The 15,284-nt window shown below is 61.1% G+C and carries 12 protein-coding genes; 8 read left to right on the forward strand and 4 right to left on the reverse strand.

Going from position 1 to position 15,284, the window contains the following annotated elements; all coding sequences use genetic code 11:
* Positions 1-21 precede the first annotated feature (21 nt).
* Positions 22-1,308 carry a phosphopyruvate hydratase gene (eno, locus tag G5S37_RS11815; RefSeq protein ID WP_165204023.1) on the reverse strand — a complete coding sequence of 429 codons (1,287 nt, stop codon included), beginning with the start codon at positions 1,306-1,308 and terminating at the stop codon, positions 22-24.
* Between the two features lie 261 nt (positions 1,309-1,569).
* On the opposite strand from eno, the gene G5S37_RS11820 reads away from it, so the two are divergent.
* The gene (locus tag G5S37_RS11820; protein ID WP_240914852.1) at positions 1,570-3,423 is read left to right on the forward strand and encodes a glycoside hydrolase family 15 protein; all 1,854 of its coding nucleotides are present in this window, start codon (positions 1,570-1,572) and stop codon (positions 3,421-3,423) included.
* A 482-nt stretch (positions 3,424-3,905) separates the two neighbouring features.
* Here G5S37_RS11820 and G5S37_RS11825 read toward each other — a convergent pair whose 3' ends face one another.
* Positions 3,906-4,997 carry a site-2 protease family protein gene (locus G5S37_RS11825; RefSeq protein ID WP_165204026.1) on the reverse strand — a complete coding sequence of 364 codons (1,092 nt, stop codon included), beginning with the start codon at positions 4,995-4,997 and terminating at the stop codon, positions 3,906-3,908.
* Between the two features lie 125 nt (positions 4,998-5,122).
* On the opposite strand from G5S37_RS11825, the gene G5S37_RS11830 reads away from it, so the two are divergent.
* Together G5S37_RS11830 and G5S37_RS11835 are read left to right on the forward strand one after the other, a co-directional pair.
* Positions 5,123-6,082 carry a hypothetical protein gene (locus tag G5S37_RS11830; RefSeq protein ID WP_165204029.1) on the forward strand — a complete coding sequence of 320 codons (960 nt, stop codon included), beginning with the start codon at positions 5,123-5,125 and terminating at the stop codon, positions 6,080-6,082.
* A 66-nt stretch (positions 6,083-6,148) separates the two neighbouring features.
* Positions 6,149-7,294: a hypothetical protein gene (locus G5S37_RS11835; protein ID WP_165204032.1), complete on the forward strand. Its 1,146-nt coding sequence runs from the start codon at positions 6,149-6,151 to the stop codon at positions 7,292-7,294.
* Between the two features lie 631 nt (positions 7,295-7,925).
* Here the strand turns inward: G5S37_RS11835 and G5S37_RS11840 are convergent.
* Complete coding sequence (locus G5S37_RS11840; RefSeq protein WP_240914853.1) at positions 7,926-8,951, reverse strand: thiamine pyrophosphate-dependent dehydrogenase E1 component subunit alpha; 1,026 nt, start codon at positions 8,949-8,951, stop codon at positions 7,926-7,928.
* Between the two features lie 106 nt (positions 8,952-9,057).
* On the opposite strand from G5S37_RS11840, the gene G5S37_RS11845 reads away from it, so the two are divergent.
* The 5 genes from G5S37_RS11845 (at position 9,058) to G5S37_RS11865 (ending at position 14,533) form a co-directional block, all read left to right on the forward strand.
* A complete protein-coding gene (locus G5S37_RS11845) occupies positions 9,058-9,534 on the forward strand; it encodes a thioesterase family protein (RefSeq protein ID WP_165211529.1) in 477 nt (158 codons plus the stop codon).
* Positions 9,535-9,899: 365 nt separating this feature from the next.
* Positions 9,900-10,460 carry a hypothetical protein gene (locus G5S37_RS11850; protein WP_165204034.1) on the forward strand — a complete coding sequence of 187 codons (561 nt, stop codon included), beginning with the start codon at positions 9,900-9,902 and terminating at the stop codon, positions 10,458-10,460.
* Positions 10,461-10,689: 229 nt separating this feature from the next.
* Positions 10,690-11,985: an AMP-binding protein gene (locus G5S37_RS11855; RefSeq protein WP_206026410.1), complete on the forward strand. Its 1,296-nt coding sequence runs from the start codon at positions 10,690-10,692 to the stop codon at positions 11,983-11,985.
* 543 nt (positions 11,986-12,528) lie between these two features.
* Positions 12,529-13,542 (forward strand): phosphate acyltransferase PlsX, encoded by a 1,014-nt coding sequence (gene plsX, locus G5S37_RS11860; protein WP_165204037.1) that lies wholly within the window; start codon positions 12,529-12,531, stop codon positions 13,540-13,542.
* Positions 13,535-14,533, forward strand: coding sequence for a beta-ketoacyl-ACP synthase III (locus tag G5S37_RS11865; protein WP_165204039.1), 999 nt, complete (start codon positions 13,535-13,537; stop codon positions 14,531-14,533). Before plsX ends, G5S37_RS11865 begins: the two co-directional genes overlap by 8 nt.
* Before the next feature lie 417 nt (positions 14,534-14,950).
* On the opposite strand, the gene G5S37_RS11870 is transcribed toward G5S37_RS11865, so the two are convergent.
* Positions 14,951-15,265, reverse strand: a complete 315-nt coding sequence (locus G5S37_RS11870; RefSeq protein ID WP_165204041.1) for a multidrug efflux SMR transporter — start codon at positions 15,263-15,265, stop codon at positions 14,951-14,953.
* Positions 15,266-15,284: the final 19 nt, after the last annotated feature.

Consider the following 15,284-nt stretch of genomic DNA (forward strand, 5'->3'; position numbering starts at 1 on the left):
GATGAATGCGGATATACTGTATTAGACCTTCATGCGGCCGCCGTAGATGGCGTTGTCTCCCAGTTCCTGCTCGATGCGCAGAAGCTGGTTGTACTTTGCGATACGGTCGGAGCGGCTGAGGGAGCCGGTTTTGATCTGACCGCAGTTCGTCGCGACGGCGAGGTCGGCGATGGTGGCGTCTTCCGTTTCACCGGAGCGGTGGCTGAGCACGGAGGTGTAGCCATGGCGGTGGGCCAGTTCGACAGCGTCGAAGGTCTCGGTGAGCGAGCCAATCTGGTTCACCTTCACGAGGATGGAGTTTGCCACGCCCTGGTCGATGCCCTTCTGGAGGAACTCGACGTTCGTCACGAAGAGGTCGTCACCCACGAGCTGGGTGTTCTTGCCCATGGCGTCGGTCAGCTTCTTCCAGCCGGTCCAGTCGCTTTCGCCGCAACCGTCTTCGATGGAGATGATCGGGTACTTCTTCTGCAGGCCCTGGTAGTAGGCCACGATCTCGTCGTCGCTGCGCTCGGACTTGTCGCTCTTCTTGAAGACGTACTTGCCCTTGGCCTTGTCGTGGAACTCGCTGGCGGCCACGTCGAGGGCGAAGAAGATGTCCTGACCCACTTTGTAGCCGGCCTTCTCGATGGCTTGGGCGATCACCGCGAGGGCGTCGTCCGCGCTGTCGAGTGTCGGGGCGAAGCCGCCTTCATCACCCACGGCGGTATTCAGACCGCGGTCATGGAGGAGCTTCTTCAGTGCGTGGAAGACTTCCGCGCCATAGCGCAACGCTTCACGGAAGGTGGGGGCGCCCTTGGGCACAATCATGAACTCCTGGAAATCAATCGGGGCATCCGAGTGGGCGCCACCGTTGATGATGTTCATCATCGGCACGGGGAGGACCTTGGCGTTCGGGCCGCCGAGGTACTTGTAGAGGGGCTGGTTCAGCGCGTTGGCAGCGGCCTTGGCCACAGCCATGCTCACACCGAGGATGGCGTTTGCACCGAGCTTGCTCTTGGTCTTGGTGCCGTCGAGGTCGAGCATCGCCTTGTCGACGAGCACCTGTTCGTTGGCGGGAAGACCTTCGATGTGCTCGGCAATGATGTCGTTCACATTGGCCACGGCCTTCGTGGTGCCCTTGCCAAGGTAGCGACCCTTGTCGCCGTCGCGCAGTTCCAGCGCTTCATGTTCACCGGTGCTCGCACCGCTCGGCACTGCCGCGCGGCCCATGACTCCACACTCCAGATACACGTCCACTTCCACGGTGGGATTCCCGCGGGAATCCAGGATTTCACGACCGATGACTTGAGTGATGAGCAATTCGTCCATTGATGGCTGAGGTATTGGTTAAGATAGCTAAAGCTTCTTGGGCTGGCAAGAAACGTCGTTCTCTCGCGGAAAAACGGGTCCATGTCCACCCCGAAATCGCCCGGGTCGTGGAGTGAATCATTTTCCGTGCCGCCAAAAAATCCGTCACATTTCCGCCTTTTCATACAAGGCACGGGGCCCGTCTAGGGTGCTCATGATGAAGCCATCAGCCTTGACCCATAGGCGCAAGGGGAGGGAGGTGCGCGAATCTTGGGTGAGACCATGCCTCCATTCTGGATGGATATGGTAAAAACGGAAACAGGCGCGCCACTGGTGAGAATCGAAGACTACGGCATCATTGGAGACACGCAGACGGTCGCTCTCGTCGGGCGGAATGGCTCCATCGACTGGCTCTGTTTTCCACGGTTCGACTCGGCAGCATGCTTCGCGGCGCTGCTGGGAAAGGAGGAGCACGGCTGCTGGAAGATCGCTCCCGCGGAAGGTGAGAAGATCACCGCCTCCCGTCGTGCATATCGCGACGGCACCTTGATTCTGGAAACGGAATTCGAAACGGCCAGCGGCTGCGTGCGCCTCGTGGATGCCATGCCCATCCGCGAGCGGGATGCGGACATCGTGCGGATCGTCGAAGGCGTGCGCGGCACGGTGCGCATGAAGATGCTGCTCATTGTGCGCTTCGACTACGGGTCCATCGTACCGTGGACGCGTCGTGTCGATGACCGTCTGGAAGCCGTGGCCGGGCCAGATGCGCTCAGCCTCTGGAGTGATGTGGCCACGCATGGCGAGGGACTCACCACGGTGGCGGAGTTTGAGATCAAGGAGGGGGAGAGTGTGGCCTTTGACCTGCTCTGGCACGCGTCCCACCAGCCTCCCGATAGGCGTGGTGATACTCAGAAGAAGATCGCCGAGACCGAGCGCTGGTGGCGGGACTGGCTGGCCGATGCGAAGTGCGACGGCGAATGGTGCAAGGAAATCGAGCGGTCCCTGGTCACGCTGAAGGCGCTCACCTACGCACCCACCGGCGGCATCGTCGCGGCGGCCACCACATCCCTGCCCGAGTTCATCGGCGGCGTGCGAAACTGGGACTACCGCCTGTGCTGGCTGCGTGATGCCACCTTCACCTTGTACACCCTCATGCAGGGCGGCCACACCAGCGAGGCGAAGGATTGGAGGGACTGGCTCCTGCGCGCCGTGGCCGGAGATCCGGGCAAGCTGCAGATCATGTACGGCCTCGCGGGTGAGCGACGCCTTGAAGAGTATGAGCTTCCTTGGCTGCCGGGTTATGAAAATTCCAAACCCGTGCGCGTGGGGAATGCGGCCTACAGCCAGTTCCAATTGGACGTGTATGGCGAAGTCATCGACTCCATGCATCAGGCACGGTGCACCGGGATCAACTCCGCCCCGCAGTCCTGGGCCATGGAGCGGGCCATTCTGCAGTTCCTCGAAACTGCGTGGAAGGAACCGGATGAAGGCATCTGGGAAGTGCGTGGGCCACGACGCCACTTCACGCACTCGAAACTCATGGCCTGGGTCGCATTTGATCGCGCCGTGAGAGCCGTGGAGCAGTTCGGCATGGAAGGACCCGTGGAGCGATGGAAGGAACATCGCGACGCACTGCACCTTGAGATCTGCGAACGCGGGTATAGCAAGGCCAAGCAATCCTTCGTGCAGGTGTATGACGGCGATGCCATCGATGCGAGCCTGCTCATGGTGCCACTGGTCGGCTTCCTGCCGCCAGAGGATGCACGTGTGCGGGGCACCATCGCCGCCGTGGAGCGTGAGCTGCTCGTGGAGGGTTATGTGTTGCGCTATCTCAGTGAGCAATGCTCGCATGTTGATGGCCTGCCACCAGGCGAGGGTGCGTTCCTGTTATGCTCCTTCTGGCTCGCGGATAACTATGCGATGTGTGGTCGCATGGACGAGGCACGTGCCCTGTTTGAGAAGTTGCTCAAGGTGCGCAATGACCTTGGCCTTCTCGCCGAGCAGGTGGACCCCCGCAGCGGGCGCATGCTTGGGAATTTCCCCCAGGCCTTCTCTCATGTGGGACTCATCAACACCGCGCGAAACCTTTCCCAGGAGGGAGGTCCGGCACACCAGCGGCGGAAGGCGGGGAAGTGAGGTGGAGAGAAAATAAACTCAAACAATCGCCGTGTATCTCGTGATATGTTTGGAACCTTCGGCATTTGGATTTCAATGCTTGTGCAACCTCACACGAAGCGTGACTAGACTGTTGATATAGCCGCTTCTACGCCGAAGGCGTTGCACATTGTCCAGCCCAAGGTCAGCTTGCGAAGCAAGCGCCACCTTGGGATATGGAGCCAAGATGTTTGAACGCTGAAAGCGTTCCACAATCGTGTTGCTGGATGAAGGATGCAGCCATCGTCGGACATGCCTTTGTAGAACCCTTTCAGGGTTCGATCGACGCTCAGCTACCCAAGGTGGCGCCCGCTTCGCGGACTGACCTTGGGCTGGACAATGTGCAACGCCTTCGGCGTAAATACGGGCACAGTTCTGGTTAGAATGCTACAGGCTCTTCCAGGCTGAAACTCCCTACCAAAGCGGTGCTTCGTAAGTTCCTCTTTGCTTCAGTTCCCCCCCCTTCACCGCTGCTGTCCCAACGCCGCGCGCACCATCATCATCTCACCGATATTTTCCAAGGTAAGCAGGCCGAGCAGTTTCCCTGAGAGCGGATCCAGCACGGGCAGGGCAGGGGAGGAACTGCTGCGCAGGTGGTCCATGGCATCCTGCAGGGGATGGTAGGGTTTCAGGACCACCTCACACGGTTCGGAGACGGTGGTTACAGCCTGTTGGGGGCCATGCTGGGCGAGGCCGGAGATGAGCGAGGTGCGTGTGAGCATGCCGTGAACCTGCCCCTCGGTGTTCATCACGGGGAAGTCATGCTGCGTGCCGGACAGCAGCAGATCCACCGCGTCCTTCAGTACCGCATCCAGCCGCAGGGTGCGGAACTCCGTGAGCATGGCATCCTGCACACGCAGGCCACGCAGCGCTTCCTGGTCACTCACATACGCTGCCTCCTGCCCGGCGCCCATGAAGATGAAGATGGCGATGATGACGATGAGAGGATTCCCTGTCGTGAAGAGAGCAAGGACCCCGGCGATCACCGCGATGGTCTGGCCGATGGTCGCCGCAATGCGGGTTGCGACAGCATAGTCCATGAAATGAGCGAGGGTTGATCTCAACACACGGCCACCATCCATGGGGAAGGCGGGAATCATGTTGAAGGCCACCATCATCATGTTCCAGTAGGCGAGCCGTTCAAAAAAGGGTGCCTGTATGATGTCATACCTGAACGAGAATGGTGGCGCTGACGGGAGAAACGGCAGGAGCAAAAGATAAATGGCCACATTCACCGCCGGACCCGCGAGTGCCACCGCAAGTTCCTGGCTTGGCTTGCGTGGCATGCGCTCCAGCCTTGCCAGACCGCCAATGGGCAGCAGGGTCACATCCGTCGTCTGGATGCCATAGCGCCGCGCCGCCAGCACGTGGCCGAACTCATGCAGCAAGACGCAAAAGAAAATCGCGATGATGAACGCAACCGTCTGCAGGGCCACAGCCGGTCCGTGGTTGACGAGCGTCACCCAGCCAAAGAGAGCAACGAGCAGAAGAAAGGTGGCGTGCAGCCGCACTTCCGTGCCACCAAAGGTTCCAACATGCAGGGACCAGCGTTTCATAGAAGCAAGAAACAAACTCCGTCCATGGATACGCACCATACGAGAGGAATGGAAGCAAAAGTGAGCGCCACCCACCGGGAATTTTTTCAAGACAGAACAGCGATTTACGTTAGCATCGTTTGCAGATGCCCCCCATCTCCTCATTCCTTTCCCTGCAAGCCTTCACTTTTTATGGACTGCAAAAAAGTCTCTCCGAAGTGAGCATGCTTTCGCTGGGGTGCTGTGCGCTTTTGCTGCTGGTGATGCTCGTCTGTGTGCTCAAGTGGATCTCGCGCAGCTCGAGCATTGCAAAGACGAACAAGGCGGATGAGGAATTCACCGCGTCGTTCCGTGGCTCCGCCCATCTGCTGGCGCTCTTCCAGACCGGCATGGTGTTTCCCGGTTCCGCGCGGGCGGCGGTGTATCAGAATGCCTGCCGTGAGCTTTCCTGGCACCTGCTGGGTACGGATACGGTGGACAAGAATTACATGGCCCGGCTGCGCACGGCGGGCCGCATCACTCCCTCCCAGGGAGAGGCCGTGAATCGCACGGCCCGTCACGTGACGGATGAGGTCACGCGCCCGTTCATGGTCGGTGTGGGAGGCATGTCGGCGTGGAGTCTTCCCGTGCTGGGACTGGTCGGCGCGCTGCTGTGTCTTCTGGATGGTCTGGGTCGGGAGCAGACTGGAGTGGGACTGTGGAGTTCCGTCTTGCTGCCTTTGCTGGCCGGCGCGCTGTTTTCCCTTCTGGTCGCCGCCTGCCAGCGGAGTCTCGCTCACCAGGCGCGGAAGGCCACGACGCAGGTGCACGACTTTGCCGTGGAGATCGGAGTCGCCCTGGATCGCATGTTCGTGGATCACCGCCAGCCCATGGAACTCCTGCCCAGCCTCGGCGGCATGGGCATCACGGACGGACCAAACTTCAGCCAGCCTCCGGCAGAGACCGTGGCCCCCATGCCCCCTCCCGCTGCCACGCCATTTACCGCAGCGGCACCCAGTCCTGCACCGGTGCCCGCGCCATCACCTGGGATTGGTTCCGGTCCGGGGTCTGGTCCTGCACCCGCGGCGCCATCCGCCCCGGCAGCACCGCGTCCGGCGGGAGCTTGAGTCCGCGCCAGTTTTCGCAACGTCGCCGGTTGCGCCACACGTTCACCTGCGCTTCATGCACGGCGCATGTCCGCCGCCTCTGCCGCTGCCTCCCGTGAAGTCAATTGCCCCCAGTGTGGTGCGGATACTCCGGTGCACGGAAAAGTGGCCACGGCCTGCTCAGGATGCGACACACTGCTCGTCTCTCTGCAAGGCCAGGTAAAACGCGCCCGCGGTTTCGAAGGACACCTGCCGCGTGAAGACGACACCGTGGCATTGGTCTGCCGCCTCTGCGCCGGAGCGCTGCCGGATGAAGTGCTGAAAGCGGGCACGGGCGCGAAGTGCACCTACTGCGGCGAGCGCGCGGACATTCCGCCGACCATTCTCGCCATGCTGCGTGCGATGGTCACGCATCCCAGCGCGGTGCCACTGGCGGCGAAGCGCGTCGCGCAATTCTGGATGGGTGCGGCCATCGCCTTCGCGGTCATCGTGGGCATTTATATGTTCACGCCAGACACCAGCGTGCGCATGGACACACAGGTGCCTCTGCCACATCCTGAACTGGTGAAGACAGAGGGAGACGCAAGGTTCTACCGTGTCTCTGCGCAGGCAGGGCCGCTTGAGTTCAAGCCGCGCGGCAATCTCTATCCCTCGATGTACCTGAAGGCCTATGACTTCAAGCCGGGCGAGGTCAAGAGCCACGACCTCATCCACCATCAGGAAATCTTTTTCCTGACCACGCTGATCTATGAGAAGACCGGCGAGCGTCGCACCCAGTGGATCTCCATGTTCGATGGCGCGCAGTTCAGCCGCATGAAGGAGATCCCGGAGCAGGACCTGTCCGGCGAGTTTCGTCTCCATGGTATCGACAGGTCCTACCGTCTGCCTGTGGGGAAATACCGGGTGGAGATCAGCGAGATCATCCTGCGAGGTGAAGGCGACCCACCGGCCTACATTGTCTGTGAATGGAGCGCCAGATACTCGGAGATGACTCTGCTCTTTGTCTTCATGTTTGCCGCAGTCGCCTGGATTCTCTTCCTCGACGTCCACCGGATTGCCCGAAAGAAACTGGGCGATACAAAATGGTTCGGTCTCCCCCAGTGGATCACCATTGCCGCTGGCATTTTCCTCCTCGTGGAAGTGTTGCACCCTATTGATCCCTTTGGCGGCAAAGGCGCCTTCGAGCCCCAGGAAGCGCCGGCGGTGCCGCCGGTGCTGATGCCGAAGAAGTAGGTGGCGGGTGTTCTTAACCCGCCTTTCCCACGTGATGAGGTTGCGCTTCAGGGACGCTTCCGGTTAACCGCAAAGGGGCAGAGAGGCAAAGGACGCAAGAAGCTCTGGGGTGAGCCTGTGGATGCGGTGGAGATGCCTTGGCGTGGTACACCTCGATGCAAAGGTGGCGAGACGCGCAGAAGGGCGTGGCCATTGCTGTAGAGCGTTGCGACCTGCCAGGGAGTGGGAGCATTCCTGCTCCCATGGTGATCTGTTGTTCACCACTTCATGAAGGCCACTCCTCAAGCATCGCCGGGAACGAAGGTATGACGGTTGCTGGTCAGGCGGGGACGCCTAACGCCCACTGTCTGGCGGGACGTCTAACCTCCAGTCCATGCAATACTCAACAGGACGAGCGGAACTCCTGCGCGTCTCTGCCTCCTTTGTGTCGAGGCGAACCATCCTTCAAACACGCCCACCACCCCTGAGCCAACCCAACCAATCCTCTGCGTCCTTTGCTCCTTTTGCTCCTTTGCGGTTAACCGGAAACGTCCCTGCGGTGTGACTACGCCATATGACAAGAAAGGCGGGTAGGAAAACCCGCCAACCACTGTCCGGTCAGGAGACCCGACTTCCTGGCACGAATATCATCTCAGTGCACCTCCCAGCCCTCAGCCAGGCCGGGGGTGGAGAGTGCCATCCACGTTTCGCGGAAGGGATCGGGAGAGGGTTCACGGCTGGTCTGGGAGACGGCCTTTTCCACTTCCTCCTTGGCTTGCTCGCGCAGGGCGCGCAGCTCGGTGGGCGACATCCAGCCCAGTTCCTGAATCTTCTGTTCGGTGACGATCAGACTGTCGCGGCCGAGCTTCTTCGTGGCATCGGGAATATAAGAAGCGTCATCGTGCTCGCCGTGACCGGAGAGGCGGAGCAGATTGCCCACGATCATCTGCGGACCATGTCCTGTCCGGGCGCGTTGCACCGCGTGCTGGAAGATGGCGATGCAGGCGGCGAGGTCCGTACCATCCACCTCATAGCCTTCAACACCGTAGCCAATCGCACGATCCACCAGGCTCTTGCAGGCATACTGGCGGTCCGTGGGAGTGGAGTAGGCGAACTGGTTGTTCGCCACGGAGACGATGAGAGGCAGGCGCTCGACGGCGGCTACGTTGAGTCCCTCGTGGAAGGCACCGGTGGAGGTACCGCCATCGCCGATGGACGTGGCGCCCACGGCATCACCCAGCTTGCCGAGCATGCGTCGGGCCATGAGCATGCCGCAGACCACGCCCACCATGGAACCCAAGTGGGAGATCATGGCGGGAAGCCCTTCGGTGGGGCGGCCACGGTGGATGTTGCCATCACGACCGCGCATGGGGCCCATGGCAGAGCCCAGGTAGGTGCGGGTGCAGTCCAGCATGGGCTCGCCGAAGGCCAGCTTCCCGGCCTGGTCACGAATGAGCCCCGCGTAGATATCCTTGCCCTTTTGCAGATGCACGGCGAGCGAGGCGCTGAAGGCCTCCTGGCCCCTGCCCACGTACACGCCACCCACGATGCGACCGCCCGCCCGGTAGAGGGCGGCCAGTTTGTCTTCCAGTATCCGCGCCCGGACCATGTAGCCGTAGGCGGTCAGATAGCTTTCCTTCAGGGTGTCGATCGGAACAGCAGACTGTGTCGAAGGCATGTTTGCGGGAGATGAAGAGGGGGAGCGCGCCCGGAGTGTGACACAAGGTTTACCGCCGGGGAAGGAAATTCTTGCAGGTCGCCCCGGCGCGTCCATGCTCGCTGCCATGCCTGAGCACCGCTTTGTTCACCGCGATCTGGTCCAGTTTTCAGACACGGATATGGCTGGGATTGTGCACTTTTCGAACTTTTTCCGGTTCATGGAGCGGGCCGAGCACGCCTTCTTCCGGTCCTTGGGGTTGAGCATCGTGGAGCGCCCCGGCACCATTCCCACCATGGAGGGGAATCCCGTGGGCTGGCCGCGCGTGCACGCCTCCTGCGACTTCTTCACCCCGCTCTTCTTTGAAGACGAAGTGGAGGTCGAGCTTTTGGTGGAGGAACTCCGCACCCGCTCCATCCGCTACCTCTTCCGCGTGCGGAAGCTGGACGGCACCCTCGCCGCCGAAGGCCGCATCGCCGCCGTGTGCGTGCAGAAGGACAAGGAGAAAGGCGGCATGAAAGCCGTGGAGATCCCGTCTCGCGTGAAGGACAAGCTGGAGACTGCACCCGCGGAGGTGCTTGGTGCTCGCAAGGGGCAGGGGTAGGGGAGGTGGAGGCGACGTCAGGGTGTTCAACACAGAGACACGGAGACGCCGAGACACGGAGTTGTTGAGAATATAAGTGCGAGACTTGGCGCGGCTCCCATCAGTCTTGGGTTCCTTATGCTCTGTGTTTTTGTGTCTCCGTGTCTCTGTGTTGAATTCCAGCGCTTCGACCATCACCCATCGGAAAGGTCTGCCGCAATCATCTCCCTGTCCAAATCCCCGCCCACCGGCAGTGTGATTTCCCGGCAAGCGGGTTGGGTTAATACAATCTGTTTGCTGCAAAGCCGGATCACTGCTTTGCGTTTAGTTCTGCCACATAACTTCACCCTTCACTCGTGACTCCCACTCCACAGAAGAAACCCATCATGTCCTCCTGGCTCCTTTTCGCCCTGCTCACCGTCCTTTCCTGGGGCGTTTATGGAATTCTCCTGCATCAAGGCCGCAGCCTCATGCTGGGATCGGAGCCGGCCAATGCCAGTCTGAAGGCCTTCCTCTTCGTGGGTGTCGCCTATTTCGTGGTAGCCATCGTGGGGCCGGTCGTCGTGCTGATGCAGCGTGAAACCGACTGGAAATTCACCCCGGGCGGCATCACCTGGAGCTTCCTCGCCGGTGTGGCGGGTGCGGTGGGTGCCTTCACCCTCATTCTTTCCCTCGGCGCCGCGGCGGCCATCTTTAAAGGCGCGGCTCCCGCGCAGGTCATGCCCATCGTCTTCGCTGGCGCGCCGGTGGTGAATACCATCGTGGCCATGATCATGCATCCTCCGGAAGGTGGCATCAAAGCCATTCCGGTGCCCTTCTTCATCGGCATTGTGCTGGCTGCGGTGGGCACGTTCCTCGTGGCGTACTTCTCTCCCTCGAACCGCGGACCAGCTGCCCACAAGCCCGCTGCCACCACCGCGAGCGCACCCTCGACGCCGGGACACTGAAGAAAGAAGTCTCGTCTCGCAACCATCTGGCGAACCCGGGGCGTAATGCAAACACCCCCCATCTGCGCAGAGTAGCGTTCGCGTGCCAATCCAGTTGACGATAGAATTTCGTCACTAGATTGGTATGGCATCACAAGCTCGCTTGTCATGCCGCGCTGCGTCGTGCTCCCCGGGTCGAACCATCTCCATTACTGACTGATCGTTTCGTTTCCCTCCGTCCCCTTCCACCATGGCCGTCTCCCCGCACACCATGCGCATCGAGCTCCCCGGCAGCACTGCCGGGCTTCGTGAGCGGCAATGGGAGAAATTGAAACGCCTGCTCATCAAGGTAGGCACCACGGAGAACTTCAATTCGCAGCGCCTGCAGCAGCACGGCGTGGACCCGTACAGCATCACCAGCCTGGATGACTTCATCCGGCGCGTGCCTTTCACCACGAAGGCGGACCTCTTGCAGGATCGCCTGCTGTACCCACCCTTCGGCTCGAACTTCACGGAGCCCGTCGAGCGTTATACCCGATTCTGCCAGACGAGTGGCACACTCACCGGCGCGCCTATGGCAGTACTGGATACACCCGCGAGCTGGGAGGCCATGCTCTCCTGCTGGCGTCAGGTCTATCGTGCGGCGGGCGTGCACGCGGGGGATCGGGTGTTCTTCGCTTTCAGCTTCGGTCCTTTCCTCGGCTTCTGGACCGCGTTCGAAGCAGCGGCCCGCGACTGCCTGGTCATCCCCGGCGGCGGACAGTCCACCAATGCGCGACTGGAGATGATGGCCCGCTACAAGGCCACCGTGCTCTGCTGCACACCGACCTATGCCTTGCGGCTCGGGGAGAACATCGGCGCGCCCAGCGGCGTGCATCTCGATCAGCTCAACGTCCGCCGCATCATCGTGGCCGGCGAACCCGGTGGCAGCATCCCGGTGGTGCGGGATCGTCTCAATGAACTCTGGGGTGGCGTGAAAATCTTCGACCACCACGGCCTGTCTGAGATCGGCCCGGTGAGCTATGAAGACCAGAACCAGCCCTCCAGCCTCTGCGTGATTGAGGATTCCTATTTCGCCGAGGTGCTGGATCCGAACACGGGTGAACCCGTGCAGGAAGGGGAGGAGGGCGAACTCGTCCTCACCACGCTGGATCGCACGGCGTGCCCGCTCATCCGCTACTGCACCGGTGATTGGGTCTCGCCTCATCACGTGGATGACAAGCTCTACCTCGAAGGCGGCGTGCTCGGTCGTGTGGATGATATGGCCGTGATCCGAGGCGTGAATATCTACCCCAGCGCGCTGGAGAATGTCATCCGCCGCTTCCCGGAGATCGCCGAGTTCCAGGTGGAGCAGCGCAAGGTGGAGGCCATGGATGAGATTGAGCTCATCGTGGAGCTCGCTCCCGGCTCTGACGATGCCGTGGTGCACAAGCTGCAGGAGCGCCTGCGGGACACCTTCACCCTCCGCATCCCCGTGCGCCTTGCCGCGCAGGGTTCACTGCCCCGGTTCGACTTCAAGTCGCGGCGGTGGCGGCGGGTGCAGTGAGGTGGTGCTCTCTCAAGGAGTGGGAGCATTCCTGCTCCCATTTGATGGCTTGCCAAGAGCCTGTAACGGTTCACGTGTCTCTGAGCGTGATAGGCCGACCCGCAGGGAGCGGCACTAGCCTTAGTGCCGGTGGTTGGCAAGTGTGGGCGCGGAGCCTTTCTTTTCGAAGCTTTCGAGGACGCCTCCAAGCTCCTCGCGCGGCCATGCTGCCTATGACGGCACTAGGCTAGTGCCGCTCCCTGCGAGACAGTCGCTTCGTGAGTGCGGTTGGGTAGCTACTATGTTGAGATGTAGCACACCTCAACATAGGGACAGGAATGCCCCCACTCCTTGACAGGTGCGCACGTGTCTCCGCCAACTTCACCCCAGAGTACTCTGCCTCCCAAATGTTAATTTACCCGCCGGTTGCGCCACCCAATTTCCCCCCTCACTACCAGCGCGCCGCGATACTTTTCCCGCCCCTCCGATTGTGCCTTGCATCCGCTTTCGGCCTGCGCTAACTGCCCAACCCCTAACCTTGCAGCATAGCCAGTCAGAACCCACATGAAGATCGTCCTCGATGCGATGGGCGGCGACATAGCGCCCAAGAATCCCATTGGAGGCCTGAAGCTGGCCCTGGATACGCTGGCGGACGTGGAGAAGTTCTACCTCACTGGCCCGAAGGACACCCTTGAAGCCGAACTGGATGCCCAACAGGTGGGCCAGCGCGAGCGCATTGAAATCGTCAATGCCACCCAGGTGGTGGACATGCACGACTCCGGTCTGGATGCGGTGCGCAAGAAGAAGAATTCCTCCATCACCGTCGCTGTCGACTTGGTGAAACAGGGCGCCGCGCAGGCCGTGGTGAGCGCAGGCCACACGGGTGCATCCGTCACCGCCGGTACCCTCATGCTGGGCCGATTGGAAGGCGTGGACTTTCCCGGCATTGCGAGCCCCATGCCGAATGAGCACGGCGTCTGCTACATTCTGGATGCCGGAGCGAATCCGGACGCCACTGCCCGCCACCTCGTGCAATACGCCATCATGGGCTCTACCTATGCCCAGTACGTGCACGGCAGGTCATCCCCCGTGGTGGGTCTCATGAATGTTGGTGAGGAGGATTCCAAGGGGAATCTCCTCGTGAAAGAGGCCTTTGCCCTGCTGAAGAAGGCACCGGTGAACTTCAAGGGCAACGTCGAAGGGCACGACATCTTCGACACCGAACTGGACGTCATCGTGTGTGACGGCTTCACCGGCAACGTCGTGCTGAAGAGCTGCGAAGCCACCGCGAAGGCCATGTTCACCTGGCTGAAGCGTGAGATTGAATCCTCCGTTGTCCGCAAAATGGGCGCCTTCATTGCCAGGGACGCCTTCCGTGCTGTAAAAAAGCGCGGCAGCTACGAATCCTACGGTGGCAGTCCCCTTCTCGGTGTGAAGGGCGTAGTCATCATCGGGCATGGCAGCAGCTCGCCCGTGGCCATCATGAACGCACTCCGTGTGGGCATGGAGGCCGTGACGCACGAGGTCAATCCGCACATCCAGACCGCCATTACTTCCCACGTTTTCGCACATGTCTAAGCCCTGCCAATGCAGCATCATCGGGACCGGCAGTTATATGCCTACGAAGGTCCTCACGAATGACGACCTCTCCAAGATGGTGGAGACGTCTGACGAGTGGATCACCACCCGCACCGGCATCAAGGAGCGCCGCATTGCTGCTGAGGACGAAACCACCAGCGACATGGCCACCGCCGCGGCAAGGCAGGCTCTGGAAGCCGCGGGTGTGAAGCCCGAGGAACTCGATCTCATCGTCGTGGCCACGGTCACTCCAGACATGTTCTTCCCCTCCACGGCCTGTCTGGTGCAAGCCAAGTTGGGTGCGAAGAATGCCATCGGCTTTGACATCAGCGCAGCGTGCTCCGGTTTCCTCTACGCTCTCCAAGCCGCACGTCACTTTCTGAACGGCGGCCCGCGCATGACGGCGCTCGTCATCGGTGCGGAGAAACTCAGCAGTCTGATCAACTGGAAGGATCGCAACACCTGCGTGCTCTTCGGCGATGGCGCTGGTGCCGTGGTGGTGCGCCGCGACGATCGCAAGAGCGCTCCCGGACGCGTGCTCTCCACCGTGATGGGCAGCGACGGCACGCTGGCGGATCTTCTCAAGGTGCCCGGCGGCGGCTCTGCCTGCCCCATCACTGCTGAGAATGTGGCCCTGCGCCCGAATACGATTTACATGGAAGGTCGCGAAACCTTCAAGCACGCCGTGACCCGCATGTATCAGGCCAGCCTCGATGCCCTCGAGCAGGCCGGTGTGAAAGCGGAGGATGTGAAGCTCGTGATTCCCCATCAGGCGAACGCGCGCATCATCTCCGCCATCGCCGAGCGTCTCAATGTCCCGCCGGAGCGCACCTTCATCAACGTGGACAAATACGGCAACACCAGCGCCGCGACCATTCCCGTGGCGCTCGATGAAGCCCAGCGCGCCGGCCGCCTGCAGAGTGGAGACATCCTCCTCCTCGTCGCCTTCGGCGGCGGCTTCACCTGGGCCAGCTCCGTGGTGGCATGGTGACAACGTAGCTCGCGAGTCCCTTCGCGTGCTTTGTGCCAGCCCCGTCTGAGGGAATGGCCGCAAAAGAACGCAAAGATCGCAAAAGCAGTTCAGGAAGTCGGGTCTCCTGACCGGACAGCGTCTGGCGGGTTTTCCTACCCGCCATTGTGGTGCGATGCATGGTGTGTTGATAGAAGTCTGCACCTGAGCCAACCCTCAAGGATTGGGGGCATTCCAGCCTTCATTTTCTCAGCCGCAAAAAGACGCAAAAAACTCAAAAAGGTCGTGATTGCGGCCCTGCGAAGTGCCTCCGAAATGACGCCCGCCTACTGAGTCAGCTTCGCCTACAAAACACCGCAGGCTAGGCAGTCCAATTTTGCGTCTTTTTGCGGCTACCTTATCAGGCTTCTTACCCCTGGCGAGTTAGCCGGGTCGGTCCTACTCCACCACTTTCAGCCCGATCACGCCTGCCAGGATGAAGCCGATGCACACCATGCGGCTCACCGTGAGAGGCTCTCCCAAAAAGAAGATCCCGCACACAATGGTGCCCGCGGCACCGAGCCCGGTCCACACGGCATAAGCGGTGCCAATGGGCAATGACTTCGCGGCCCACCCCAGCAGCACCACGCTGGCTACCAGCGCCACACCCACGCCGACCGAAGGCCATAGACGGGTGAAGCCCTCAGTAAACTTCAGGCCCACGGCCCACCCGATTTCAAACAACGCGGCAACGATCAAGATAATCCAAGGCATAACAAAACAGGGGATGAAT

This window comes from Roseimicrobium sp. ORNL1, from assembly GCF_011044495.1.
Classification (GTDB): Bacteria; Verrucomicrobiota; Verrucomicrobiia; order Verrucomicrobiales; family Verrucomicrobiaceae; genus Roseimicrobium.

Excerpts from the sequence above, each read along its gene's own strand:
- G5S37_RS11835 (WP_165204032.1), top strand. The coding sequence starts at position 6,149 with ATGTCCGCCGCCTCTGCCGCTGCCTCCCGTGAAGTCAATTGCCCCCAG.
- G5S37_RS11840 (WP_240914853.1), bottom strand. The coding sequence starts at position 8,951 with ATGCCTTCGACACAGTCTGCTGTTCCGATCGACACCCTGAAGGAAAGC.
- G5S37_RS11845 (WP_165211529.1), top strand. The coding sequence starts at position 9,058 with ATGCCTGAGCACCGCTTTGTTCACCGCGATCTGGTCCAGTTTTCAGAC.
- plsX (WP_165204037.1), top strand. The coding sequence starts at position 12,529 with ATGAAGATCGTCCTCGATGCGATGGGCGGCGACATAGCGCCCAAGAAT.
- G5S37_RS11870 (WP_165204041.1), bottom strand. The coding sequence starts at position 15,265 with ATGCCTTGGATTATCTTGATCGTTGCCGCGTTGTTTGAAATCGGGTGG.
- G5S37_RS11830 (WP_165204029.1), top strand. The coding sequence starts at position 5,123 with ATGCCCCCCATCTCCTCATTCCTTTCCCTGCAAGCCTTCACTTTTTAT.
- G5S37_RS11865 (WP_165204039.1), top strand. The coding sequence starts at position 13,535 with ATGTCTAAGCCCTGCCAATGCAGCATCATCGGGACCGGCAGTTATATG.
- G5S37_RS11855 (WP_206026410.1), top strand. The coding sequence starts at position 10,690 with ATGGCCGTCTCCCCGCACACCATGCGCATCGAGCTCCCCGGCAGCACT.
- eno (WP_165204023.1), bottom strand. The coding sequence starts at position 1,308 with ATGGACGAATTGCTCATCACTCAAGTCATCGGTCGTGAAATCCTGGAT.
- G5S37_RS11825 (WP_165204026.1), bottom strand. The coding sequence starts at position 4,997 with ATGAAACGCTGGTCCCTGCATGTTGGAACCTTTGGTGGCACGGAAGTG.
- G5S37_RS11820 (WP_240914852.1), top strand. The coding sequence starts at position 1,570 with ATGCCTCCATTCTGGATGGATATGGTAAAAACGGAAACAGGCGCGCCA.
- G5S37_RS11850 (WP_165204034.1), top strand. The coding sequence starts at position 9,900 with ATGTCCTCCTGGCTCCTTTTCGCCCTGCTCACCGTCCTTTCCTGGGGC.